The sequence below is a fragment of the Pseudonocardia sp. Ae331_Ps2 genome (assembly GCF_001932405.1).
Lineage (GTDB): Bacteria > Actinomycetota > Actinomycetes > Mycobacteriales > Pseudonocardiaceae > Pseudonocardia.
Genome location: NZ_MCIM01000001.1, coordinates 1,425,660 through 1,449,914, shown reverse-complemented (window position 1 = coordinate 1,449,914; position 24,255 = coordinate 1,425,660). Strand labels below are relative to the sequence as shown.

At 73.0% G+C, this 24,255-nt stretch carries 21 protein-coding genes; 19 read left to right on the top strand and 2 right to left on the bottom strand.

Features of this window, described 5'->3' with window-relative positions; all coding sequences use genetic code 11:
• Positions 1–44: 44 nt before the first annotated feature.
• On the top strand, positions 45–1,733 hold the full coding sequence (gene menD, locus Ae331Ps2_RS06850; RefSeq protein WP_075310026.1) for a 2-succinyl-5-enolpyruvyl-6-hydroxy-3-cyclohexene-1-carboxylic-acid synthase: 1,689 nt from the start codon (positions 45–47) through the stop codon (positions 1,731–1,733).
• Between the two features lie 34 nt (positions 1,734–1,767).
• Here menD and Ae331Ps2_RS06845 read toward each other — a convergent pair whose 3' ends face one another.
• Positions 1,768–3,024, bottom strand: a complete 1,257-nt coding sequence (locus Ae331Ps2_RS06845; protein WP_083695299.1) for an isochorismate synthase MenF — start codon at positions 3,022–3,024, stop codon at positions 1,768–1,770.
• 96 nt (positions 3,025–3,120) lie between these two features.
• Between Ae331Ps2_RS06845 and Ae331Ps2_RS06840 the strand changes: the two genes are divergently transcribed.
• Positions 3,121–3,615, top strand: a complete 495-nt coding sequence (locus Ae331Ps2_RS06840) for a DUF3592 domain-containing protein (RefSeq protein WP_139318916.1) — start codon at positions 3,121–3,123, stop codon at positions 3,613–3,615.
• Between the two features lie 65 nt (positions 3,616–3,680).
• On the opposite strand, the gene Ae331Ps2_RS06835 is transcribed toward Ae331Ps2_RS06840, so the two are convergent.
• The gene (locus tag Ae331Ps2_RS06835) at positions 3,681–4,523 is read right to left on the bottom strand and encodes an inositol monophosphatase family protein (RefSeq protein WP_075310028.1); all 843 of its coding nucleotides are present in this window, start codon (positions 4,521–4,523) and stop codon (positions 3,681–3,683) included.
• A 167-nt stretch (positions 4,524–4,690) separates the two neighbouring features.
• Here Ae331Ps2_RS06835 and Ae331Ps2_RS06830 point away from each other — a divergent pair, with 167 nt between their 5' ends.
• The 17 genes from Ae331Ps2_RS06830 (at position 4,691) to nuoN (ending at position 24,238) form a co-directional block, all read left to right on the top strand.
• The gene (locus Ae331Ps2_RS06830; RefSeq protein WP_075310030.1) at positions 4,691–5,851 is read left to right on the top strand and encodes a glycosyltransferase family 1 protein; all 1,161 of its coding nucleotides are present in this window, start codon (positions 4,691–4,693) and stop codon (positions 5,849–5,851) included.
• A 130-nt stretch (positions 5,852–5,981) separates the two neighbouring features.
• A complete protein-coding gene (locus Ae331Ps2_RS06825; RefSeq protein WP_075310032.1) occupies positions 5,982–6,557 on the top strand; it encodes a hypothetical protein in 576 nt (191 codons plus the stop codon).
• Positions 6,558–6,586: 29 nt separating this feature from the next.
• Complete coding sequence (locus Ae331Ps2_RS06820; protein ID WP_075312763.1) at positions 6,587–7,279, top strand: demethylmenaquinone methyltransferase; 693 nt, start codon at positions 6,587–6,589, stop codon at positions 7,277–7,279.
• Between the two features lie 879 nt (positions 7,280–8,158).
• Entirely contained in the window at positions 8,159–8,524 is a 366-nt protein-coding gene (locus tag Ae331Ps2_RS06815) for an NADH-quinone oxidoreductase subunit A (protein ID WP_020622119.1), read from the top strand.
• A 7-nt stretch (positions 8,525–8,531) separates the two neighbouring features.
• A complete protein-coding gene (locus Ae331Ps2_RS06810) occupies positions 8,532–9,239 on the top strand; it encodes an NADH-quinone oxidoreductase subunit B family protein (protein ID WP_083695297.1) in 708 nt (235 codons plus the stop codon).
• 122 nt (positions 9,240–9,361) lie between these two features.
• The gene (locus tag Ae331Ps2_RS06805) at positions 9,362–10,108 is read left to right on the top strand and encodes an NADH-quinone oxidoreductase subunit C (protein WP_233147804.1); all 747 of its coding nucleotides are present in this window, start codon (positions 9,362–9,364) and stop codon (positions 10,106–10,108) included.
• A gap of 29 nt (positions 10,109–10,137) precedes the next feature.
• Complete coding sequence (locus Ae331Ps2_RS06800; protein ID WP_075312765.1) at positions 10,138–11,484, top strand: NADH-quinone oxidoreductase subunit D; 1,347 nt, start codon at positions 10,138–10,140, stop codon at positions 11,482–11,484.
• A complete protein-coding gene (gene nuoE, locus Ae331Ps2_RS06795) occupies positions 11,481–12,248 on the top strand; it encodes an NADH-quinone oxidoreductase subunit NuoE (RefSeq protein WP_020628046.1) in 768 nt (255 codons plus the stop codon). Before Ae331Ps2_RS06800 ends, nuoE begins: the two co-directional genes overlap by 4 nt.
• Positions 12,249–12,252: 4 nt before the next feature.
• Entirely contained in the window at positions 12,253–13,602 is a 1,350-nt protein-coding gene (gene nuoF / locus Ae331Ps2_RS06790; RefSeq protein ID WP_020628047.1) for an NADH-quinone oxidoreductase subunit NuoF, read from the top strand.
• Positions 13,599–16,034, top strand: a complete 2,436-nt coding sequence (locus Ae331Ps2_RS06785; RefSeq protein ID WP_075310036.1) for an NADH-quinone oxidoreductase subunit G — start codon at positions 13,599–13,601, stop codon at positions 16,032–16,034. The genes nuoF and Ae331Ps2_RS06785 overlap by 4 nt, the downstream gene beginning before the upstream one ends.
• A gap of 35 nt (positions 16,035–16,069) precedes the next feature.
• Positions 16,070–17,314: an NADH-quinone oxidoreductase subunit NuoH gene (nuoH, locus tag Ae331Ps2_RS06780; RefSeq protein ID WP_043277392.1), complete on the top strand. Its 1,245-nt coding sequence runs from the start codon at positions 16,070–16,072 to the stop codon at positions 17,312–17,314.
• A complete protein-coding gene (gene nuoI, locus Ae331Ps2_RS06775) occupies positions 17,315–17,869 on the top strand; it encodes an NADH-quinone oxidoreductase subunit NuoI (protein ID WP_075310038.1) in 555 nt (184 codons plus the stop codon).
• Positions 17,866–18,720, top strand: coding sequence for an NADH-quinone oxidoreductase subunit J (locus Ae331Ps2_RS06770; protein ID WP_075310040.1), 855 nt, complete (start codon positions 17,866–17,868; stop codon positions 18,718–18,720). Before nuoI ends, Ae331Ps2_RS06770 begins: the two co-directional genes overlap by 4 nt.
• Positions 18,717–19,016 carry an NADH-quinone oxidoreductase subunit NuoK gene (nuoK, locus tag Ae331Ps2_RS06765; RefSeq protein WP_060710483.1) on the top strand — a complete coding sequence of 100 codons (300 nt, stop codon included), beginning with the start codon at positions 18,717–18,719 and terminating at the stop codon, positions 19,014–19,016. The genes Ae331Ps2_RS06770 and nuoK overlap by 4 nt, the downstream gene beginning before the upstream one ends.
• A 7-nt stretch (positions 19,017–19,023) precedes the next feature.
• Positions 19,024–20,976 carry an NADH-quinone oxidoreductase subunit L gene (nuoL, locus tag Ae331Ps2_RS06760; RefSeq protein ID WP_369804881.1) on the top strand — a complete coding sequence of 651 codons (1,953 nt, stop codon included), beginning with the start codon at positions 19,024–19,026 and terminating at the stop codon, positions 20,974–20,976.
• Complete coding sequence (locus Ae331Ps2_RS06755; RefSeq protein ID WP_075310044.1) at positions 20,973–22,628, top strand: NADH-quinone oxidoreductase subunit M; 1,656 nt, start codon at positions 20,973–20,975, stop codon at positions 22,626–22,628. The genes nuoL and Ae331Ps2_RS06755 overlap by 4 nt, the downstream gene beginning before the upstream one ends.
• Positions 22,625–24,238, top strand: coding sequence for an NADH-quinone oxidoreductase subunit NuoN (gene nuoN, locus Ae331Ps2_RS06750; RefSeq protein ID WP_075310046.1), 1,614 nt, complete (start codon positions 22,625–22,627; stop codon positions 24,236–24,238). The genes Ae331Ps2_RS06755 and nuoN overlap by 4 nt, the downstream gene beginning before the upstream one ends.
• Positions 24,239–24,255: the final 17 nt, after the last annotated feature.

Below are 24,255 nucleotides of genomic sequence, written 5' to 3'. Positions count from 1 at the left end.
ACCGCGGTCACCGCGCCGGTACCGTCGTCGCGAGGGGTGATGGGGTGAACGGCTCGACCGCGCAGGCGCGCGTCCTCGTCGACGAGCTGGCGCGAGCCGGTGTCACCGACGCGGTCCTGTGCCCCGGATCCCGCAACGCACCACCCGCGTTCGCGCTGGCCCGGGCCGACGCGTGCGGCACGGTCCGGCTGCACGTGCGCATCGACGAGCGTGCCGCGGGCTTCCTCGCGCTCGGCCTGTCGCTGGCGTCGGGCCGCCCGGTCCCGGTCGTCGTCACGTCCGGGACGGCGGTGGCGAACCTGCACCCCGCGGTGCTGGAGGCGTCGCACTCGGGGGTCCCGCTGCTGGTCCTGACCGCGGACCGGCCGCCGGAGCTGGTCGGCACCGGCGCCAGCCAGACCGTGGACCAGTCCGGTCTGTACGGCGGTGCGGTGCGCTGGGCCGGCGCGCTGCCGGTGCCGCTGGGCAGCACCGAGCCGGAGGCGCGGCGCTGGCGCGCGGTCGTCGCGCGGATGCTCGCCGCGGCCACCGGTGCCGGCGCGGGTGCCCCCGGCCCGGTGCACCTGGACCTGCCCTACACCGACCCGCTCGTGCCCGACGACGACCCGGCCGGGCCGGGCACCGGGCAGCACGACGCCGGTCCGCCGGGCGCGGACCTGCCCGCCGGGCGCCCCGGTGGCGCGCCGTGGACCGCGGTGTCCCGCCCGGTCCGCACGCTGCCGCCGCTGGAACTGGACCCTGGGGCGCGCACGCTCGTCGTCGCCGGGGCGGGCGGGCCCGCGCCGGACCCCGCGCTGCTCGGCGGGGCCCCGCTGGTCGCGGAGCCGTCCTCGCGCTGGTGGCCGCACGCGCTGCGCACCGGCCCGTGGCTGCTCGGCCGCCCCGGGCTGCGCCCCGCCCAGGTCGTCGTGCTCGGCAGGCCCACCCTGCACCGGGGGGTCGCCGCGCTGCTGGCCGACCCGTCGGTGGCGGTGTTCGCCGACCCCGGCCCGGACGGCGCTCCCTGGACCGACGTCGCCGGCACGGTCCGGGCCGTCGGCGCGCTGCCCGCGCTGTCCCCGCCCGAGGACTGGGTGCGGTCCTGGCGCGACGCGGACCAGGTCGCGGCCACGTCCCTCGACGCCGCGCTCGACGACGGCACCGCCGCGGGTGCGCCCGGCCTGCGGCTGGCCCGCGACCTGGTCGCCGCCCAGCCCGACGGCGGGCAGCTCGTCCTCGGCTCGTCGAACCCGGTGCGCGACGTCGCGTTGGCCGCCGTGCCCCGCCCCGGGCTCACCGTGCGGTCCAACCGCGGCGTCGCGGGCATCGACGGGACGGTGTCGACGGCCCTCGGCGCCGCGCTCGCGCACCCGGGCCCGACGGCGCTGCTGCTCGGCGACCTCACGCTGCTGCACGACACCACCGGGCTGGTCGTCGGACCGGGGGAGCCGTCCCCGGACCTGACCGTCACCGTCCTCGACGACGACGGCGGCGGCATCTTCCACCTGCTCGAACAGGGCGGCCCGGCGCACGCCCACGCCTTCGAGCGGGTCTTCGGCACGCCGACCGGGGTGGACGTCGTCGCGCTGGCCCGGGCGGCGGGCTGGGCGGCGACCGACTGGGGCGGCGACGCATGCGAACTCGCGGCCCGGCCGGGTTCGGGACGGCGGCTGGTCCGGGTCGCGGCGCGCCGCGACGGGCTGCGCGACGCGCACGCCGGGCTCCGCCGCACGCTCGCCGCAGCGCTCGACTGAGCCCTCCGGGCCCGCGGTTGCGGCCGGTCGGGGCTCAGCCCTCCAGGGACTCGCGGACCGCGCGCATCTTGGCGGCGGCCTCGCGCACCTCGCCGTCGGGATCGGAGTCGGCGACGATCCCGCACCCGGCGAACAGCCGTGCCGTGCGTCCCTGCAGCTCCGCGCAGCGCAGCGCGATGCCCATCTCGCCGGTGCCCTCGGCGTCGACCCAGCCGACCGGGCCCGCGTAGCGGCCGCGGTCGAGACCCTCGATCTCGGAGATCAGCGCCGTCGCGTCCGGGGTCGGGGTGCCGCCGACGGCGGCGGTCGGGTGCACGGCGCCGACCAGTGTCAGCAGCGACGCGGGCCGGGACGGGTCGAGGCGGGCGTGCACGTCGCTGGACAGGTGCGAGACGTTCGGGAGGGTGAGCACCGTCGGCGCGTCCGGTACGTGCAGCTCGGCCACCAGCGGGCGCAGGGACTCGGCGAGGGAGTCCACGGCGTAGGTGTGCTCGCGGCGGTCCTTCGACGAGCCGATCAGCGCGCCCGCGGTGTCGGCGTCCGGTCCGGACCCGGGCCACATCGTGCCGGCCAGCACCCGCGACTCCACGGTGCGCCCGCGCAGCCGCAGCAGCAGCTCGGGGGTGGCACCGACCAGGCCGTCGACCGCGTAGCTCCAGCACGTCGGGTAGCGCCGGGCCAGCCCGCGGAGCAGGAACCGTGGATCCAGCGGGCGGTCGGCGACGGCGAGCAGGTCGTGCGCGAGCACCACCTTCTCCAGCTCCCCGTCGCGCATCCGCCCGACCGCCGAGGCGACGGCGGCCCGGTACCGGTGCGCGGAGACCTGGCCGTCGGCGTAGCGCAGCCGTCCGCTGGGACGCACCGGCGACGGGACCGGCAGCCTGCCGGGAGTCTCCGGGGCGTCGGCGGTGGTGATCTCGGTGATCCAGGCGCGGTGCCCGCGCCGTCCCACGATCACCCGCGGGACGACGAGCACCGAGCCCGGGCAGCCGTCGGCGAAGGTGAACGAGGCGAACGCGAGGGCGCCGGTGCCGGGGAGGCGGACGTCGTCGTAGCCGGCGCCGGCGTCGAGCCGGTCGACCACACGGCGCCACCAGCGGTCGGCCTCGGCGAAGCGCTCGGGCCCCGACGCGGTGAACCGGGCGACCTCGCCCCAGCCGACCACGCCCTCGCCGTCGCGCACCCAGGACAGCGCCCCGGCGTCGGCGGGCAGCGCGTCCAGCAGCCGCCCGTCGAGTCGCAGGGGGCGTGTCCGGACGCGCAACGCGGTGCTGGCCGGTGCGACGGTCACCCTTCGAGAGTAGGCAACCTCCGCCCGGGAGGCTGGCGTGAGGGGGCGAGGCACCGGACACACCCGAGTGCCGGGGCGCTCCTAGAATCGGGTCCCGTGACCAGTCCGAGCGGCCGTCCCACCGGCGATGTGCTGACCGAGACCTCGGCCGTCGCGGCCCGGCTGCTCCGCCGGACGCGGTACCACCTGCCCGAGATCGTCCTGGTCGTCGCGCTGGTGTGGACGCTGGTCGCGCTGGTGGCGCTGGGCGGCGCGTTCCTGGAGGACGCGGCGATCGACGGCAACCGCGGCACCACCGCCGCGACCGTCCTGCCGGGCTCGGACTACTGGCGCACCCTGGTCAGCTTCGTCGACGACGAGGGCCGGCTGCAGACCCCGGCCGCGGGCATCTCCTACCCGGTCGGGCTCACCCCGGGCGAGAACATCTACGTGGAGTACGACACCGCCGACCCGACGCACGTGCGTGTCGCGGGTCGCACCGCCGTCGACGGGATCCTCCCGATCGCCGGGCTGATCGCGGGCGGCTGGGTCCTCCTCGGGCCGCTGTACGTGTGGCTGCGCCGCCGCCGGGCCCGCACCGGCACCGTCTGAGGCCGCCGGCCCGACCCGGCCCGCGCCGCCCGACTGTGTCGGGCGGTGGGCGGCGATGTCGTGCTTCAGCCCCGCCAGAGCGCCCCGACCTCGGCGACGACCTGCGGCGCCACGACGAGCAGCCCGCCCTCGGGCAGCGGCGTCGACCGGCCGTCGCGGCCCAGCACCAGCGCGCCGGCCTCGGTGGCCAGGCAGAGCGCCCCGGCGATGTCCCACTCGTGGTAGCGGGTCAGCACCGCGGCGACGGCGTTGCCGAGCGCGACCTGGGTGATCGCCAGCGCGGCGGAGCCGAGCACCCGCACGCCGACGTGCGCGGCGCGGGCGCGCTCGACGAACCCGGGCTCGGGATCCTCGGCGCAGATGAGCGACCCAGCGACCCGGGCGGTGCGCCGCTCCGGCACCGGCACGCCGTTGGCCCGGAAGCCGCGCCCGCGGGCGGCGGCGTAGATCTGCCCCCGGCCAGGGTCGGCGACGACGCCCACGGCCGGGCCGTCGCGGTCGACCAGGGCCAGGCTGTAGGCGCACCAGGGCAGGCCCGCGACGTAGTTCGCGGTCCCGTCGACCGGGTCGACGACCCAGCGCAGCGGCGCGGTGTCGGCACCGGCGTCGGCGCCGAACTCCTCGCCGACGACCGGGCAGCCGGGGAACTCCGCGGCCAGCACCCGGCGGGTGTGCCGCTCCAGGGTGCGGTCGGTGTCGGTGACCCAGTCGAAGGGGTTGGCCTTGGCGGAGGCGTCGAGGGAACCGGTGTGCTCGCGACCCAGCGTCGCGGTGATCACCTCGGCGGCGTCGTTGGCCAGCCGGCCCGCGGTCTCGAGGGCACGGGAGAGCAGTGCCGGGTCCACCGGCCGGGGGGACGGCACCAGGGGTGGCACCGTGTGTGGCGGGGTGTGGGGCACGGCCGTCATGCGCCCCGAGTGTCCGGGCGGGTGATGTCCCGGCGACGACGCGCGGGTGTCCACCTTGTGCCGGACGCGCCAACTCGTGACCCGCCCACCCGATGTTCTCCCAGGGTTGGGTGGTTGATCACGCCAGGGACCCGACCCGCTGTCCCGACCCCGTCACCGTTCCGGCCGTGCGCGTCGCAATCGTCTCGGAATGCTTCCTGCCGGTGGTCAACGGCGTCACCAACTCGGTGCTGCGGGTGTGCGAGCACCTGCGGGCAGGGGGTCACGACGTCGTGGTGATCGCGCCGGGTACCGGCGAGCCGGACTCCCACGAGGGGATCCCGGTCGTGCGGATCCCGGCCGTCGAGCTGCCGGTGGTGAACTCGATGCCGGTCGGTGTGCCCAGCAGGCGGATCCTGACCGCGCTGCGCCGGTTCCGGCCCGACGTGGTGCACCTGTCGGCGCCGTTCGTCGTCGGGGCGCGGGGGCTGGCGGCGGCGCGGCGCCTCGGCGTGCCGACGGTCGCGATCTACCAGACCGACGTCGCCGGGTTCGCCTCCGCCTACGGGCTCGGGCTGACCGCGCGGGCCGCGTGGCGCTGGACCTGCCGGCTGCACGGCATGGCCGACCGGACCCTCGCACCGTCGAGCTGGGCGACCGGGGCGCTGCGCGAGCGCGGTGTCCCGCGGGTGCACCAGTGGGCGCGCGGCGTCGACACCCGCCGGTTCACCCCGTCGCGGCGCAGCGACGCACTGCGCGGCCGGCTGGCCCCGAACGGCGAGCGGCTCATCGGGTTCGTCGGCCGCCTCGCCCCGGAGAAGCAGGTCGAGCGGCTCGCCGTGCTGGGTGAGCTGCCCGGGACGCGGCTGGTCGTCGTCGGCGACGGCCCCAGCGCCGACGGGTTGCGCGAGCGGCTGCCGTCGGCGGCGTTCCTCGGGCACCGCGGCGGCGACGAGCTCGCGCAGATCTACGCGAGCCTCGACGTATTCGTCCACACCGGACAGGCCGAGACGTTCTGCCAGGCCGTGCAGGAGGCGCTCGCCTCGGGCGTCCCGGTCGTGGCACCCGACGCGGGCGGCCCGCGCGACCTCGTGCTGCCCGACCGCACCGGCTACCTCGTGGCGCCCCGTCCGGACGGCGGAGCGCCCGGCGACCCGGCCACCGACGCCGCCGACCGTGAGCTGGTCGCCGCGGTCGCGGCGCTGTGCGAGCCGCAGCGCAACCGGGAGTTCGGCCTGGCCGCCCGCCAGTCGGTGCTGCGCCGCACCTGGACCGCGGTCGGCGACGAGCTGCTCGCCCACTACGGCGAGGTGCTCCGCGCTGCGGCGCCGGAGCGCGTCGCGGCCTGATCGTCGCGGCCTGATCGTTCTCAGCCTGATCGTTCTTAGCCCGATCGTCGGCCTGATCGTCTCAGCCCGATCGGGCCGGCTCCGTAGTCGTGCGGATCCGGGGCCACGGCAGGTCGGCGACGGTGGGTCCATGAGCCGCACCGTCGTCGTCGCGCCCCGTGGCGAGCTCGCCACGGTCGACACCTCCGCCGCCGTCCGCCTGATGTCCCACCTCCTCGACCCCGCGCCCACGGTCCGGTCCGCCGCCCGCGCCGAGGTCCTCGACGCCCCGCACCGGCAGATGCCGCCGGTGCTGTTCGCCCTGTCGGAGAACCTCGTCGCCGACGGCGAGATGGCCGAGGCCGCCCGCTGGTTCTACGCGGGCCAGCTGCGGGCCCGCTACGACGCCTGCCGCTGCACCGACACCACCGCGGCCCAGGCGCTGGCGGTGTTGCGCGACCGGTTCGGCGAGCCGGTGAACCGGTGGGCCTTCGCCGACCCGGCCCGGGTCCGCCGCGCCGCGATCCGCGCCGTCGCCTGGGACCGGGCGGCGCCCCACGACTACGACCACCGCTGGATCGCCCTGCACGGCATGGGCGCCCTCACCGGCGACGGCACCGGGGTGGCCACGCCGTCGGCCGAGTGGGCCGGCGTCGCCGCCCGGGTGCGCGCGGAGTACCTGAGGGGCCTGCGCGAGGTGCTGCGCGAGCAGTTCGGTCAGCGGTGAGGGTCTGCCGGGTCGCCTAAGCTGTGTCCGTGTCCCGCGCCGAGCTCGACAAGAACCCGACCGACGTCGCCCGCATGTTCGACGGCGTCGCCCGGCGCTACGACCTGACCAACACCGCGCTGTCGGGCGGCCAGGACCGCTACTGGCGGATCCAGACCCGCCGTGCCCTCGGGCTCCGCCCGGGAGAGAAGGTCCTCGACCTCGCCGCGGGCACCGCGGTCTCGACCGTCGAGCTGGCGAAGGACGGTGCCTGGTGCGTCGCCGCGGACTTCTCCCTCGGCATGCTGCGGGCCGGTGCCCGCCGGGACGTCCCGAAGGCCGCCGCCGACGCGCTGCACCTGCCCTTCGCCGACGGCAGCTTCGACGCCGTGACCATCTCTTTCGGCCTGCGCAACGTGAACGACACCGTCGCCGGCCTGCACGAGATGGCCCGCGTGACCCGCCCCGGAGGCCGCCTGGTCGTCTGCGAGTTCTCGACGCCGACCTGGGCCCCCTTCCGCGTGCTCTACCAGAACGCGGTCCTCGGTCACGCCCTCCCGGCGATCGCCCGGACGGTCTCGTCGAACCCCGAGGCCTACCTGTACCTGGCCGAGTCGATCCGGGACTGGCCCGACCAGCCCTCGCTCGCCGCCAAGATCGCCGACGCAGGCTGGGAGCGCCCCGCCTGGCGGAACCTGACCTTCGGAGCCGTCGCGCTGCACCGGGCGTACAAGCCGGCCTGACCCCGCCGGTCCTGCCCGCCGTTTCGCCCCGCCCCGCCCCGCCGTTTCGCCCCGTCTCGCCCCGCCCCGCCCCGCCGCGCCGTTCCCGCTCCGCCTCGCCGTCCCGCGCTCTGCCGTCCCGCGCTCTGCCGTCCCGCCCTCTGCAGGCCGGCCCTCTGCAGGCCGGCCCCTGGAGCTGGGATCCCCCCTGGACGCCGGGTTCTGAGGACCGGGACCTACGGATTCGCTTACCAGGTAAGCGAGTTCTCCCGACACTCCCTTGGCTCCAGGGCCCGGTCCGAGGTAGGCCGACTCTCCACCGCGCCGCGTCACGGAATCGCGCCCCCGGATCTCCCCTGGACCTCGTGGGACGGACGTGCTCGATCCGCCCTCCCGACGAGGAGCCGCGACGAGGAACCCGGCAGGGGAGGGGACCGGTATTCGCTTACCGGGTAAGCGAATACCGCGGTAGTAGGGCGTCGGGGCCGGGTCCGGGGCCGGGGCCGGGTCCGGGGCCGGGGCCGGGTCCGGGTCCGGGCCGCGGCGGGGCGCCCCGGGGCTTGTCGGGCCGGGCGGACCGATCGTCACCACCCGGTGACACCGCGTCGAGCCCCGTTGCGCCGCAAGGACTCCCCGAGCATCGCCCGATCCGCCCACGCGATCACCGCGGCACCGTCCTACACTGCTCGCGCAGTTCGTGAACTTTTTCACAAGGGTGGTGGGGGTCACGCGGCCCGCAGCGCGCCGACCTGCACGGATGCGGATCACATGTGACCTGCACCCCGTGCCAGGTAAGGCTCGCCTGGGTTCTTGGTCACAGGGGGCCGGACATAGGGTCGCCGCGACCGGCTCGTCGATCACCACCAACGACGGTGGCGCCGCGACAACGAAGGTGTAGGAATGCTCGATCCCTATCTCCCGCTCGTCCTGCTGTTCGTGTTGGCGGCGGGCTTCGCGCTGTTCTCGGTCGCGTCCGCGCCGCTGATCGGTCCGCGCCGGTTCAACCGGGCCAAGCTGGACTCCTACGAGTGCGGTATCGAGCCCTCGCCGCAGCCGGTCGTCGGTGGCGGTCGGGTGCCGGTCGCCTACTACCTCACGGCGATGCTGTTCATCCTGTTCGACATCGAGCTGGTGTTCATGTACCCGTACGCCGTCGTCGCCGATGCGGTCGGCGTCTTCGGGTTCGTGGCCATCACGCTCTACATCGCCACGATCGCCTTCGCGTACGCCTATGAGTGGCGTCGCGGCGGGCTCGAGTGGAGCTGAGGCCGTCATGGGACTCGAGGAGAACCTGCCCAGCGGCGTCCTGCTGACCAATGTCGAGAAGCTGGTCAACTGGACCCGGAAGTCGTCGCTCTGGCCCGCCACGTTCGGCCTGGCCTGCTGCGCCATCGAGATGATGACCACCGGCGCCCCGCGCTACGACCTCGCCCGCTTCGGCATGGAGGTCTTCCGGGCCTCGCCGCGCCAGGCGGACCTGATGATCGTCGCGGGCCGGGTGAGCAACAAGATGGCGCCGGTCCTGCGCCAGATCTACGACCAGATGCCCGAGCCGCGCTGGGTCCTGGCCATGGGCGTCTGCGCCAGCTCCGGCGGCATGTTCAACAACTACGCGATCGTCCAGGGCGTGGACCACGTCGTGCCGGTCGACATGTACCTGCCCGGCTGTCCGCCGCGGCCGGAGATGCTGATCGACGCGATCCTCAAGATCCACGCCAAGATCATGGACGAGCCGCTCGGCCCGAAGCGGGCCGCCGAGCTCGCCGAGTCCGGGTACCGGACGCCGATGGTGCCGTCGTCGGTCAAGTACGCGCCGAAGCACAAGCGGCTCGGCGCGCTGAAGACCACGCACACCCCCGACGTCCCGAACTACCTGGAGCCGGGCTCGCAGCCCAAGCCGGCCCCGAACGCGCTCGCGCCGGGGGAGACCATGGAGCTGCCGTCGCTGGCCGACGCCGCCCGCGGAGGTGACGCGACGTGACCGAGCCGACCGGCACCTCCAAGGACGGGACCGAGCCCACCGGCGGCGCGCACTCGTCGTCGCAGGAGAGCGGCGCCGCGGCCGAGCAGCGGCGGGCGGCGGGCGGCGAGGCCCCCGGCGACCTGGCCGGCCCCGAGGACGCGGCCACCCCGTCCGACGCGCTGGGCGGGGCCCGCCCCGCCCAGAAGATGACCGAGACCCGCACGCGCTCGGGCATGTTCGGCGTCCGCGGCTCCGGCGACACCTCCGGCTACGGCGGACTGCGCCTGCCCGGCTGGGCCCCGGCACCGGCCGAGCGGCCCTTCGGCGGCTGGTTCGACGAGTTCGCCGACGAGCTCGGCGCGGCCCTCGACGAACGCAGCATCCCGCGTTCGGCGATCGAGCAGGTCACGATCGACCGCGACGAGATGACCCTCTACGTCGAGCCCGCCCGGCTGCACGAGGTCGCCCGCACCCTGCGCGACGACCCGGGCCTGCGCTTCGAGTTCTGCTCCGGGGTGTCCGGTGTGGACTACTCGGCGCCGGACGGTGCGCCGGTCGACCGACCGCTGCACGTCGTCTACCACCTGCTGTCGATGACCTACCGGCGCCGGGTGCGCCTGGAGGTCGCCCTCGACATCGGAGACGCTGCGAACCCGCCCACCGTGTCCAGCGTCGTCGACGTCTACCCGACGGCCGACTGGCACGAGCGCGAGACCTGGGACATGTACGGCGTCGTCTTCGACGGCCACCCCGCGCTGACCCGGATCCTCATGCCGGACGACTGGGACGGCCACCCCCAGCGCAAGAGCTACCCGCTGGGCGGCATCCCCGTGGAGTACAAGGGCGCGGAGATCCCCCCGCCCGACGAGCGGAGGGCCTACTCGTGACCACCGAGAGCAGCGCACGCGGAACGAGCATCGGCACCGACGCGGACCCCACCACGGGCACCGACCCGTACGCCGCGCCCGGCCGGGAGACCACCGAGGGCACGGTCTACACCGTCACCGGCGGCGACTGGGACGACCTGCTCGAGGTCGAGCACGACGACCGGATCGTCATCAACATGGGCCCGCAGCACCCGTCGACGCACGGGGTGCTGCGCCTGGTCCTGGAGCTGGAGGGCGAGACCGTCACCCAGGGCCGCGCGGTCATCGGCTACCTGCACACCGGTATCGAGAAGAACTGCGAGTACCGGACCTGGACCCAGGGCGTCACCTTCGTGACCCGCGCGGACTACCTGTCCCCGCTGTTCAACGAGGGCGCCTACTGCATGGCCGTCGAGAAGCTGCTGGGCGTCGAGGTCCCGCAGCGGGCCGAGCACCTGCGGGTGCTGCTCTGGGAGCTGAACCGGATCGGCTCGCACCTCGTCGCGCTGGCCACCGGCGGCATGGAGCTGGGCGCGCTGACCGGTATGACCTCCGGCTTCCGGGAGCGCGAGGAGGTGCTCCACCTGCTGGAGTTCCTCACCGGCCTGCGGATGAACCACGCGTTCATCCGGCCCGGCGGGCTGGCCCAGGACATGCCCGAGGGCTGGCAGGACAAGGTCCGCGACTTCCTGAAGGTCATGAACTCCCGGCTGCCCGACTACGACCGGCTGCTCACCGGGCAGCCGATCTGGCGCCAGCGCCTGGAGGGCGTGGGCTATCTGCCCGTCGACGGCTGTCTGGCCCTCGGCGCGTCCGGCCCGATCCTGCGTTCGGCCGGGCTCGCCTGGGACCTGCGCAAGCACATGCCGTACTCGGTGTACGACCAGTACGACTTCGAGGTCCCGACGGCCACCGAGGCCGACTGCTTCGCCCGCTACCGGATGCGCGTCGCCGAGATCCACGAGTCGCTCAAGATCATGGAGCAGGCGGTGACCAAGCTCGACGAGCTGGGGCCGGGCCGCGTCATGGTCGACGACCCGAAGGTCGCCTGGCCCGCGCAGCTGTCGATCGGCAGCGACGGCATGGGCAACACCCTCGAGCACGTCCGCAAGATCATGGGTCAGTCGATGGAGTCGTTGATCCACCACTTCAAGCTGGTCACCGAGGGGTTCCACGTCCCGCCGGGGCAGGCCTACGCGGCCGTCGAGTCCCCGCGCGGCGAGCTCGCGGTGCACGCGGTGTCCGACGGCGGCACCCGCCCGGTCCGCATCCACGTCCGCGACCCCAGCTTCGTGAACCTGCAGACGATGCCCGCGATGAGCGAGGGCGGCCAGGTCGCCGACGTCATCGCGGCCGTCGCCTCGATCGACCCCGTGATGGGAGGTTGCGACCGATGACGGTCCCCCCGCAGGAGAAGAGCCCGGTCTCGCCGGTCTTCGACGAGCTGACCCGGCAGCGCACGGCGGAGATCATCTCCCTCTACCCGGAGTCCCGGTCGGCGCTGCTACCGCTGCTGCACCTGGTGCAGTCGGTCGAGGGCTACGTCAGCCCGGACGGCGTCCGCTACTGCGCCGAGGCCCTCGGGCTCACCACGGCCGAGGTGTCCGCGGTCGCGACGTTCTACACGATGTACAAGCGCTCCCCCTGCGGCGAGCACCTGGTCAGCGTCTGCACCAACACCCTGTGCGCGGCGCTGGGCGGCGACGACATCTACGCCCGCCTGCGCACGCAGCTGGGCACCGAGGACCGCCCGCTGGGCCACGAGGAGACCGCGGGGGAGCCCGGCACCACCGGATCGATCACCCTCGAGCACGCCGAGTGCCTCGCGGCCTGCGACCTCGCCCCGGTGCTGCAGGTCAACTACGAGTACTTCGACAACCAGACCGTCGAGTCCGCTGTGGAGCTCGTCGAGGCACTGCGTCGCGGTGAGCGCCCGCAGCCCACCCGCGGCGCGCCGCTGACCGACCTGCGGACCGTCGAGCTGGAGCTGGCCGGTTTCACCGACGACGCCGGAGGCGTCGACACGACGGCCCGTGTCGAGGGTCCGTCCGGCGCGATCGAGTCGGTGCGCGGGGCCCGGATGGCCCAGGAGAACGGCTGGACCGCTCCGGCGCTGCCCGACGAGCCGCCGGCGATGCCCGCGCTACCGGAGAAGAAGTGATCGCATGAGCACCACCGAGCCCGTGCGCAAGCCGGACCCGATCACACCCGTCCTGACCAGGCGCTGGCTGTCGCCGCGGTCCTGGTCGATCGACACCTACGAGCAGCTGGAGGGCTACACCTCCCTGCGGACCGCGTTCGCCGCCCACCCCGACCAGCTCATCCAGCTGGTCAAGGACTCCGGGCTGCGCGGCCGCGGCGGTGCCGGGTTCCCCACCGGCATGAAGTGGGGGTTCATCCCGCAGGACGACGGCAGCGGCAAGGGGCCCGGCGCGAAGCCGAAGTACCTGGTCATCAACGCCGACGAGGGCGAGCCGGGTACCTGCAAGGACATCCCGACGATGATGGCCGACCCGCACGCCCTCATCGAGGGCTGCATCGTCACCAGCTACGCGATCCGCGCGAACTTCTGCGCGATCTACGTCCGCGGCGAGGCGCTGCACTGCATCCGCAGGCTGCGCGCCGCCGTCCGCGAGGCGAAGGCGAAGGGCTACCTCGGGCGCGACATCCTCGGCTCCGGGTTCGACCTGGAGATCGTGGTGCACGCCGGCGCGGGCGCCTACATCTGCGGCGAGGAGACGGCGCTGCTCGACTCGCTCGAGGGTCGTCGCGGACAGCCCCGGCTCAAGCCGCCGTTCCCGGCGACCGCCGGGCTCTACGCCTGCCCGACCGTCGTCAACAACGTCGAGACCATCGCCAGCGTCCCCGCCATCGTCAACGGCGGCGCGGCCTGGTTCCGCTCGATGGGCCGGGAGAAGTCGCCCGGCCCGAAGATCTACTCGGTCTCCGGGCACGTCGAGCGGCCCGGCCAGTACGAGGCGCCGCTCGGCATCACGCTGCGAGAGCTCCTCGAGCTCGCCGGCGGGATGAAGGACGGGGTCCCGCTGAAGTTCTGGACCCCGGGCGGCTCGTCGACACCGCTGTTCACCGCCGAGCACCTCGACGTCCCGCTGGACTTCGAGGGCGCCGCCGAGGCCGGCTCCATGCTGGGGACGACCGCGGTGCAGGTCTTCAACGAGACCGTCTCGGTGCCGTGGGCGGTCATGAAGTGGACCGAGTTCTACAAGCACGAGAGTTGCGGCAAGTGCACCCCGTGCCGCGAGGGCACCTACTGGCTGGTCCAGGTGCTGCAGCGGATGGTGCGTGGCGAGGGCACCTCGACCGACATCGACACCCTGCTCGACGTCTGCGACAACATCCTCGGCCGCTCCTTCTGCGCCCTCGGCGACGGCGCGACGAGCCCCATCACCAGCGCCATCAAGTACTTCCGCCAGGAGTTCCTGGACCTCATCGCGGAGCAGCCCGATGTGGACCGCCCGGAGCAGCTGGCCGAGCTCACGGGAGCCACCGCATGACCCTCTCTCCCGAGAAGACGACGGAGACACCCGTCCCCGAGGGCCACGTCCGCCTCACCATCGACGGCCAGGTCGTCGACGCCCCCAAGGGCGAGCTGCTGATCCGCACCTGCGAGCGCCTCGGCATCGTGATCCCGCGGTTCTGCGACCACCCGCTCCTCGATCCGGCCGGCGCCTGCCGCCAGTGCCTGGTCGAGGTGGAGATGGGCGGCCGGCCGATGCCGAAGCCGCAGGCCAGCTGCACCATGACCGTCGCCGACGGGATGGTGGTGAAGACGCAAGCCACCTCCGAGCGGGCGGACAAGGCGCAGCAGGGTGTGATGGAGCTGCTGCTCATCAACCACCCGCTGGACTGTCCGATCTGCGACAAGGGCGGCGAGTGCCCGCTGCAGAACCAGGCGATGGCGCACGGTCGGGCGGACTCGCGGTTCGTGGAGAAGAAGCGGACCTTCCCGAAGCCGCTGCCGATCTCCAGCCAGGTGCTGCTCGACCGCGAGCGCTGCGTGCTCTGTCAGCGCTGCACGCGCTTCTCCGAGGAGATCGCCGGCGACCCGTTCATCGACCTGCTCGAGCGCGGGGCGAAGCAGCAGATCGGGATCGCCGAGGACCAGCCGTTCCAGTCCTACTTCTCGGGCAACACGATCCAGATCTGCCCGGTCGGCGCGCTGACCAGTGCCGCCTACCGGTTCCGGTCGCGCCCGTTCGACCTGCGCTCGACCGCGGGGACCTGCGAGCACTGCAGCTCCGGCTGCTCGATGCGCACCGACTCCCGGCGCGGGACCGTGCTGCGCCGCCTCGCCGGCAACGACCCGGAGGTCAACGAGGAGTGGCTCTGCGACAAGGGCCGGTTCGCCTTCCGCTACACCGGTAGCCAGGGCCGCATCACCCGGCCGCTGGTCCGGCGCGCGGACGGCACCCTGACCGAGGCCTCCTGGACCGAGGCGCTGGCCGTCGCCGCGGAGGGGCTGCTCGCGGCCCGCTCGGCCGGTGGGATCGGCGTCCTGCCCGGGGGACGGCTGACCGTCGAGGACGCCTACGCCTACGCCAAGTTCGCCCGCGTCGTCGCCGGCACCAACGACATCGACTTCCGTGCCCGGCCGCACTCGGACGAGGAGCTGGAGTTCCTCGCCGCGCACGTCGTCGGTGGGACGCCCGAGGACTCGGTCACGTTCACCGCGATCGAGAACGCCCCGGCCGTGCTCACCGTCGGCACCGACCCGGAGGAGGAGTCGGGCATCGTCTTCCTCCGCCTGCGCAAGGCGTACCGGAAGAAGGGCCTGCGTCACTTCCAGGTCGGTCCGTTCACCAGCTACGGCGCGGAGAAGACCGGCGCCACCGTGCTGCACGCGGTGCCCGGCGCGGAGGCCGCGGTCGTCGCCGACCCGGGCGCCGACGTCGTCGCCGCGCTGGAGCAGCCGGGTGCGGTGATCCTGGTCGGGGACCGGGCCGCGGAGTCGCCGGGCCTGTACTCGGCGGTGTCCGCGCTCGCCGCCCGCACCGGCGCGGCGATCGGCTGGCTGCCGCGCCGGGCCGGGGACCGCGGTGCGGTCGAGGCGGGCGCGCTGCCCACCCTGCTGCCCGGCGGCCGGCTCGTCACCGACGCCGCCGCCCGCGCCGAGCTGGAGCAGGTCTGGGGTGCCCCCGTGCCGGCCACGCCCGGCCGCGACGGCGACGCGATCCTCGCCGCCGCGGCGAGCGGGGCGCTCGCGGCCCTGGTGGTGGGCGGGGTCGACCCGCAGGACATGGCCGACCCGACGGCGGCGATCACCGCGCTGCGGGAGGTCGGTTTCCTGGTCAGCCTGGAGATCCACACCTCGGCGGTCACCGAGCTCGCCGACGTCGTCCTCCCGGTCGCCCCGGACGCCCAGCGCTCCGGTGCCTACGTCAACTGGGAGGGCCGCCGCCGCGAGTTCGCCGTCGCACTGGACGCGACCGGCGTGCTGCCGGACTGCCGGGTGCTCGACACCCTCGGCGTCGAGATGGACGCGGACCTGTTCACCCAGACCCCGGCCGCCGCGGCGGGGGAGCTGGAGCGGCTCGGTTCGCGCCGCCCCGGCGCCGCCGCGCCGGACCACACGGCGGGCCGGCCCCGGCGTCCCGGCTACGGCCAGGCGGTCCTCGCCACCTCCCGCCAGATGATCGACGACGGCAGCCTCCAGATCGACGAGCCCGCGCTCGCCGGCACGGCGCGGCGGCCCTACGTCAAGGTCAACGCGGCCACCGCGGAGCGGCTCGCGCTGGTCGAGGGTGCCGAGGCGACGGTCCGCACCGACCACGGGGCGATCACCCTGCCGGTCGCGCTGACCGACCTGCCCGACGGCGTCGTCTGGCTGCCGGCCTGCTCGCCCGGCTCGCACGTCCGCCCCACGCTCGGGGTGGGCCACGGTGACCTCGTGACGGTCGGTCCGGCCGGGAACGGAAGCGCGTCGTGAACCTGTCCCAGGTGCCGCCCACCCCGGTGGACCAGCTGACGCACACCCAGGCGCTGCTCGCCGACGACCCGATCTGGCTGATCCTGATCAAGGTCGTCGGGCTGTTCGCGCTCGGCGTCGTGCTGACCCTGTTCATGATCAACTGGGAGCGCAAGGTCGTCGGCCGGATGCAGCACCGTCCGGGCCCGAACCGGACCGGCCCCGGCGGCTGGCTGCAGAGCCTCGCCGACGGTCTGAAGCTGGCGTTCAAGGAAGACATCATGCCGGCGATGGCCGACAAGAAGGTCTACTTCATCGCCCCGGTCATCTCGACGATCCCCGCGTTCGTCGCCTTCTCGGTGATCCCGTTCGGCGGCGAGGTCACGATCTTCGGCGAGCCGACGGTGCTCCAGCTCGTCGACGTCCCGGTCGGCGTGCTCGTGGTGCTGGCCTGTTCCTCGATCGGCGTCTACGGCATCGTGCTCGGCGGCTGGGCATCGGGCTCGCCGTACTCGCTGCTGGGCGCGCTGCGCTCGGCCGCCCAGGTCATCTCCTACGAGATCGCGCTGGGCCTGGCCGTGGTCGGCGTCGTCCTCTACTCCGGCTCGCTGTCCACCGCGACGATCGTCGGGGCGCAGGCGTCGGGCTGGTACTTCTGGCTGCTGCTGCCGAGCTTCGTGGTCTTCGTGATCGCGATGGTCGGCGAGACCAACCGGGCCCCGTTCGACCTCCCCGAGGCCGAGTCGGAGCTGGTCGGCGGGTTCCACACCGAGTACTCGTCGCTGAAGTTCGCACTGTTCTTCCTCGCCGAGTACGTGAACATGGTGACCGTCTCGGCGATGGCGGTGACGCTGTTCCTCGGCGGCGGCATGTGGCCCTGGCCGCTGAGCTTCCTCAACGCCTACGGCTGGATGCAGTTCGTCGCCTTCATCATCAAGGTGCTGCTGTTCCTGTTCGTGTTCATCTGGCTGCGCGGGACGCTGCCGCGGTTCCGCTACGACCAGTTCATGAAGCTGGGCTGGAAGGTCCTGGTCCCGGTCATGCTGGTCTGGATCGTCGCGATCTTCGGCATCCGGGCCTTCGTCAACACCGGCTCGGACAACTACGTGCTGCTGCTGTCGCTGATCGGCTTCGTGCTGGCCGTCGTGCTGGCGGTGGCGTTCCTGCTGCCCGACCGGCAGACCGAGGCACCGCCGGTCGAACCGGCGTCGGACTACCCCGTCCCGCCGCTGGACCTGGTGGTCCCCGACTCACCCCCGAAGCGTCGGAAGGCCGTCACGGCCGGAAAGGACGCGCGCTAGATGTTCGACTTCTTCAAGGGTTTCGGCGTCACCTTCTCGACGATGTTCAAGAAGGTCGTCACCGAGGAGTACCCCGAGGACTTCCCGCCGGCGGCACCGCGCTACCACGGGCGCCACCAGCTCAACCGGCACCCGGACGGGCTGGAGAAGTGCGTCGGCTGCGAGCTGTGCGCCTGGGCCTGCCCGGCCGACGCCATCTACGTCGAGGGCGGGGACAACACCGAGGAGGCGCGGTACTCGCCGGGTGAGCGCTACGGCGCGATCTACCAGATCAACTACCTGCGGTGCATCGGCTGCGGCCTGTGCATCGAGGCCTGCCCGACGCGCTCGCTCACGATGACGAACTTCTACGAGCTGGCCGACGACAACCGGCAGGACCTCATCTACACCAAGGAGCAGCTGATGGCCCCGCTGCTGCCGGGCATGGAGCAGCCGCCGCACCCCATGCGCCTCGGCGAGGACGAGCAGGACTACTACGTCTCCGGCCCGACGCTCGCTGTGCCATCGCCTTCCGGGGCCGCCGCCCAGGACCAGACCAAGGAGCAGGCCCGATGACCACGGCCGCCGCGGTCCTGGCCCAGGCGGCCGGGGAGGTGAGCACCGGCGAGGCGGTCGCGTTCTGGATCCTCGGACCGGTTGCGCTGGCCGGTGCGCTCGGCCTGGTCTTCGCCCGGCACGCGGTGCACGCCGCGCTGCTGCTGGTCCTGACGATGTTCTCGATCGCGGTGCTGTACCTGGTGCAGTCCGCCCCGTTCCTCGGGTTCGTGCAGATCATCGTCTACACCGGCGCCGTGATGATGCTGTTCCTGTTCGTCCTCATGCTGGTCGGACGGGACTCCAAGGACTCGGTGATCGAGGTCCTGCGCGGGCAGCGGGCCGCGGCGCTGGTGTTCGGCGTGGCGCTGGCCGCGCTCCTGGTCGGCGGGCTGGCCCGCGGCCTGACCAGCGTCACCCCCGCGGGGCTGGCGCAGGGCGGGCTCGGGTGGAACGGCAACGTCCCCGGCCTCGGCCGGCTGATCTTCACCGACTACCTGCTGGCGTTCGAGCTGACCGCGGCCCTGCTGATGGTCGCCGCGCTCGGCGCGATGGTGCTGTCCGGCTCGCAGAGCAGCCAGCACACCAAGATCGGCCAGCGCGCGACGGTGCTGAAACGGCTGCGCGGCGAGCACGCCCGCATCTCCCCGCTGCCCGGCCCCGGCGTCTACGCGACGGCGAACTCGGTCGCGGTCCCGGCGATCCTGCCCGACGGCTCGATCGCCCCGGAGTCGCTGTCGGAGATCATCGAGTCGGTCGCGGTCGACGTGCCGGACACGACGACCCCGGACGCGCACGCGCTGACCGGCCGCCCCGCACCCGACCGGACCGCCGCCTCCGGTGAGGCCGCCGACACCGGGGAGCACCGATGAGGCCCGAGTACTACCTGCTGCTCTCGGCGCTGCTGTTCACCATCGGCGCCGTCGGCGTCCTGGTGCGGCGCAACGCCGTGGTCGTGTTCATGTGCATCGAGCTCATGCTGAACGCGGTGAACCTGACCCTGGTCACGTTCTCGCGCATCAACGGCAACCTCGACGGCCAGGTGATGGCCCTGTTCGTGATGGTCGTCGCGGCCTGTGAGGTCGTCGTCGGGCTCGCGATCATCACGGCCATCTTCCGCACCCGCCAGTCGTCGTCGGTGGACGACGCGAACCTCTTGAAGTACTAGGAGCGCGCTGGTGACCGTCCTTCTCGCACAGGCCGCCCCGCAGGCGACCGGCGCCGCTTCGCTGGCCTGGTTGCTGATCGCGCTCCCCGCGGCCGGTGCACTCGTGCTCTTCCTCGCCGGACGGCGGGCCGACGCCTGGGGCCACTGGCTCGGCGTCGCGACCGTCGTCGGCGCGTTCGTCGTCGGTGTGACGATATTCCTGCAGACCCTCGGTCTCCCCGCCGACGAGCGCCTGCGCGAGCAGTCGCTGTGGTCCTGGATGTCCTCCGGCGCGCTGGAGGTCGACTTCGGGCTCCGGATCGACACGCTGTCGCTGACGTTCGTACTGCTGATCACCGGGGTCGGGGCGCTCATCCACCTCTACTCGGTGGGCTACATGAGCCACGACCCGAACCGGCGGCGGTTCTTCGCGCAGCTGAACCTGTTCGTCGCCGCGATGCTGGTGCTGGTCCTCGGCAACAACTTCGTGATGCTCTACCTCGGCTGGGAGGGCGTCGGTCTGGCGTCGTACCTGCTGATCGGCTTCTACCAGGACCGGCCGTCGGCGGCGACGGCGGCGAAGAAGGCGTTCCTGATGAACCGGGTCGGCGACGTCGGCCTGGCGATCGCGATCTTCCTGCTCTGGCTGGAGCTCGGGACCCTGCAGTACACGGAGGTGTTCGCGCGCATCGGCGAGGTCGGCGGCGGCACGGTCCTCGCGATCACGCTGCTGCTCCTGCTCGGCGCCTGCGGCAAGTCCGGCCAGTTCCCGCTGCAGTCCTGGCTCCCGGACGCGATGGAGGGCCCGACCCCGGTCTCGGCCCTGATCCACGCGGCCACGATGGTCACCGCGGGCGTCTACCTCATCGCCCGGGCGTCGCCGATCTACAACCTGTCCGAGACCGGACGGCTGGTCGTCGCGCTCATCGGTGTCGTCACGCTGATGATCGGCGCGATCATCGGCTGCGCCTACGACGACATCAAGAAGGTCCTGGCCTACTCCACGGTCAGCCAGATCGGCTACATGATCCTCGCCGTCGGGCTCGGGCCGGCCGGCTACGCGCTGGGCATCCTGCACCTGCTGACGCACGGCTTCTTCAAGGCCGGGCTCTTCCTCGGCGCCGGTTCGGTCATGCACGCCATGAACGACGACGTCGACATGCGCCGCTTCGGCGGCCTGTGGCGGAAGATGCCGGTCACCTTCGTGACCTTCGGCCTCGGCTACCTCGCGCTGATCGGCTTCCCGTTCCTGTCCGGCTACTTCTCCAAGGACGCGATCATCGAGGCCGCGTTCGCCCAGGAGGGCTGGCAGGGCTGGGTGTTCGGCGGGCTCGCGACGCTCGCGGCCGGTCTCACCGCGTTCTACATGACCCGCCTCATGATCATGACGTTCTTCGGTGCGGAGCGCTGGCGCACGGTGCGGTCCACCGACGGCCGCGACTACCACCCGCACGAGTCCCCGGCGACGATGACCGTCCCGATGATCGTGCTGGCCGTCGGCTCCGTCTTCGGCGGTGGCGTGCTCTACGGGCTGATCCCGGAGTGGCTCGCCCCGGTGGTGGGGGAGCGCGTCGAGCTCGAGGGCGGCGCCCTGCCGCACGCGGTGATCCCGTGGCTGGTGGTCGGCGTCTCGCTGCTCGGCGTGCTGGCGGGTTACCTGTTCGTCGGGCGCTCCCCGGTGCCGGTGCAGCGCCCGCAGCGGGTGTCGCCGGTCGTCGCCGCGGCCCGCGCGGACCTCGGCGCGAACGCCTTCAACGAGGCGTTCATCGAGCGGCCCGGCATCGCGCTGACCCGGCTGCTGGCCTGGTTCGACGACCGCGGCATCGACGGGGCCGTCAACGGCACCGCGTCGGCGTTCGGCGGCGGGTCCGGCCGCCTGCGCCGGCTCCAGACCGGCTTCGTCCGGTCGTACGCACTCTCGATGCTCGGCGGGGCGGTCATCGTCGTCGCCGCGATGCTGGCGGTGAGGTTCGTCTCATGACTCCCCTGGACACGGCTCCCATCGTCCCCGGCTCCGGGGGCAACCCGTTCCTGATCGCCCTGCTGCTGGTGCCGGTGCTCGGCGCACTGGTCATGTACCCGCTGCGTGCCAACACCGGGGCCGCCAAGGCGGTCGCGATGGCGACGGCGCTGCTCGAGCTGGTGCTCGTCGTCGTCGCGTGGGCGCTCTACTCCATCCCCGCGGCGCAGGCCGGCGCCCGGTTCCAGCTCGAGTTCTCGATGTCCTGGATCCCCGCGTTCGGCACGCACATCGCGTTCGGCGTCGACGGGATCGCGCTGGCGCTGATCGGGCTCACCGCGTTCCTGGTGCCCGGGCTGATGCTGTTCGCGTGGGCGGAGAAGCTGCCCGAGGGCCGCTCGGCCGCCGGGTACTTCGCACTGCTGTTGGCGACCCAGGCGACGCTGGTCGGCGTCTTCGCCGCCACCGACGTCTTCCTCTTCTACGTGTTCTTCGAGGCCATGCTGGTCCCGATGTACTTCCTGATCGGCCGTTTCGGCGGGCCGCGACGGCAGTACGCGGCGGTCAAGTTCTTCCTGTACTCGCTGCTCGGCGGCCTGATCATGCTGGCGTCGCTGATCGGGCTGTTCGTCGTCAGCGAGCAGCAGCTGGGCCAGGGCACGTTCACCTGGGCCGAGCTGCAGGCGATGGCGTCGAGCGTGCCGGAGTCGACCCAGGTCTGGCTGTCCCTCGGCTTCTTCGTCGCGTTCGCGATCAAGGCGCCGCTGGTGCCGTTCCACACCTGGCTGCCCGACGCGGGTGCCGAGGCCCCGATCGTGGGTGCGGTGCTGCTGGTCGGCGTGCTCGACAAGGTCGGCACCTACGGCTTCCTGCGCTACCTGCTGCCGCTGTTCCCGCAGGCCAGCCAGGTCCTCGCGCCGCTGGTGCTGGTGCTCGCCGTCGCCGGGATCGTCTACGCCGCGCTGCTGGCGGTCGCCCAGACCGACATGGGTCGGTTCGTCGCCTACACCTCGGTGGCACACTTCGGCTTCATCGCGCTCGGGGTGTTCGCGTTCTCCAGCCAGGCCTTCGCCGGCGCGACGCTGTACATGGTCAACCACGGTCTCTCGACCGGCATGCTGTTCGTGATGGTCGGCGTGCTGATCAGCCGCGGCGGCTCGCGCCTGATCGCCGACTACGGCGGCGTCGCGAGGATCGCGCCGGTGATGGCGGGCTGCCTGCTGCTGGCCGGGATGAGTTCGCTGGCGCTGCCCGGCACGAACTCGTTCGTCTCGGAGTTCCTGGTGCTGGTCGGGTCGTTCCCGAACCGGCCGGTGTTCACCGTGATCGCGACGATCGGCATCATCTTCGCCGCTCTCTACGTGCTCTGGTTCTACCAGCGCACGATGCAGGGCCCGGTGCGCGGCACCGCGGTCATGGCGGCGCTGGAGCGCGGTGGCGCGGGCGGCCCGGGGTCGATGATCGACCCGGCGGTCGCCGCGCAGCGCACGGGCTCCGGCTTCCCCGACCTCACGGCCCGTGAGATCGGCGTGCTCGCGCCGCTGGTCGTCGCGATCGTGGTGCTCGGCTTCTACCCGGGCCCCGTGCTCGACCTGATCAACCCGTCGGTGACGGCGACGATGACCGAGCTCGGCCTGCCCGACCCGGTCGTCGCTGGAGGGATCGCTCGATGAGCTCGTTGGTTCTCCCCGCCCAGGTGGCCCCGATCGAGATGCCCGCGGTCGACTGGGCGGCCACCGCGCCGCTGTGGATCGTGTTCGCGGGTGCCTGCGTGTCGGTGCTGCTGGAGGCGTTCCTCCCGCGGCACCAGCGCTGGCCCGTGCAGGTGCTGCTGACCGGCCTGACGCTGGTCGCGGCGCTCGTCGCGCTGGCCGGGTACGCGCTCGGGTCCCCGGCCGCCGTGCTGACCTTCGGCACCGCGTTGTCGGTGGACGCGCCCTCGCTCTTCCTGTGGGGCACGTTGATCGTCCTCGCGATCCCCAGCCTGCTGCTGATCGCGGACCGGTCGGTGGAGCCGGGCGGGGTGTTCGTCGCCTCGGCCGCCGAGCGGGCCGCGGTCCGCGCCGGCGGCGGCCCGGCCACCCCGGTCGGCGGTGAGCACGTCGACCGCTCCTACGGGGCGCCCGACGAGGCACCGACGATGCAGACCGAGCCGTTCCCGTTCGTGCTGTTCGCGCTCGGCGGCATGATGGCCTTCGTCGCGGCGAACGACCTGCTGACGATGTTCATCGCGCTCGAGGTCCTGTCGCTGCCGCTGTACCTGATGTGCGGGCTGGCGCGCCGCCGCCGGCTGCTGTCGCAGGAGTCCGCGGTCAAGTACTTCCTGCTGGGTGCGTTCGGCTCGGCGTTCTTCCTCTACGGCATCGCGCTGCTCTACGGCTACGCGGGCTCGGTGCGCCTCTCGGCGATCTCGCAGGCCGCCGCGGGCACCCTGGCCTCGGACACGCTGCTGTTCGCGGGTCTGGCGCTGCTGCTGGTGGGGCTGCTGTTCAAGGGCTCGGTGGCCCCGTTCCACACCTGGACCCCGGACGTCTACCAGGGCGCCCCGACGCCGGTCACGGCGTTCATGGCGGCCTGCACGAAGGTCGCCGCGTTCGGCGCGATCGCCCGGGTGCTCTACGTCGGCTTCGGCAGCACCGTGTGGGAGTGGCGCGGCGTGCTGTGGGTGGTCGCGGTCGTGTCGATGGTCGTCGGCGCGGTGCTGGGGCTCACCCAGACCGACGTGAAGCGCATGATCGCCTACTCCTCGATCGCGCACGCCGGGTTCATCCTGCTCGGCGCGATGGCGCTGACCCCGCAGGGCACCGTGGGCCTGATGTTCTACCTGCTGGCCTACGGCTTCACGACGGTCGCGGTCTTCGGGATCATCTCGCTGGTCCGCACCGGTGACGGCGAGGCCTCGGACCTGGCGGCCTGGGCGGGCCTGGCGAAGCGGTCCCCGCTCGTCGCCGGGATCATGACGTTCCTGCTGCTCGCGCTCGCCGGGATCCCGCTGACCAGCGGGTTCACCGCCAAGTTCGCGGTGTTCTCGGCGGCGTCGGCGGACGGCATGGTGCCGCTCGTGGTGATCGCGCTGGTCGCGTCCGCGGTGGCCGCGTTCTTCTACCTGCGCATCGTGGTGCTCATGTACTTCTCCGAGCCCGCCCAGGACGGTCCGGCCGTCGTCGTGCCCGGGGCGTTCACCACCGTGGCCATCACATTGGGCACGCTGGCGACCCTCGTTCTCGGGATTCTTCCCACACCTGTCCTCGAATGGGCCGCCAGCGGCGCGTTCGCGGGCTGAGATTCGTACGCTGTGGG

Excerpts from the sequence above, each read along its gene's own strand:
- nuoN (WP_075310046.1), top strand. The coding sequence starts at position 22,625 with ATGAGCTCGTTGGTTCTCCCCGCCCAGGTGGCCCCGATCGAGATGCCC.
- Ae331Ps2_RS06815 (WP_020622119.1), top strand. The coding sequence starts at position 8,159 with ATGCTCGATCCCTATCTCCCGCTCGTCCTGCTGTTCGTGTTGGCGGCG.
- Ae331Ps2_RS06835 (WP_075310028.1), bottom strand. The coding sequence starts at position 4,523 with ATGACGGCCGTGCCCCACACCCCGCCACACACGGTGCCACCCCTGGTG.
- nuoE (WP_020628046.1), top strand. The coding sequence starts at position 11,481 with ATGACGGTCCCCCCGCAGGAGAAGAGCCCGGTCTCGCCGGTCTTCGAC.
- nuoK (WP_060710483.1), top strand. The coding sequence starts at position 18,717 with ATGAGGCCCGAGTACTACCTGCTGCTCTCGGCGCTGCTGTTCACCATC.
- Ae331Ps2_RS06770 (WP_075310040.1), top strand. The coding sequence starts at position 17,866 with ATGACCACGGCCGCCGCGGTCCTGGCCCAGGCGGCCGGGGAGGTGAGC.
- Ae331Ps2_RS06810 (WP_083695297.1), top strand. The coding sequence starts at position 8,532 with ATGGGACTCGAGGAGAACCTGCCCAGCGGCGTCCTGCTGACCAATGTC.
- nuoI (WP_075310038.1), top strand. The coding sequence starts at position 17,315 with ATGTTCGACTTCTTCAAGGGTTTCGGCGTCACCTTCTCGACGATGTTC.
- Ae331Ps2_RS06755 (WP_075310044.1), top strand. The coding sequence starts at position 20,973 with ATGACTCCCCTGGACACGGCTCCCATCGTCCCCGGCTCCGGGGGCAAC.
- nuoF (WP_020628047.1), top strand. The coding sequence starts at position 12,253 with ATGAGCACCACCGAGCCCGTGCGCAAGCCGGACCCGATCACACCCGTC.
- Ae331Ps2_RS06825 (WP_075310032.1), top strand. The coding sequence starts at position 5,982 with ATGAGCCGCACCGTCGTCGTCGCGCCCCGTGGCGAGCTCGCCACGGTC.
- Ae331Ps2_RS06785 (WP_075310036.1), top strand. The coding sequence starts at position 13,599 with ATGACCCTCTCTCCCGAGAAGACGACGGAGACACCCGTCCCCGAGGGC.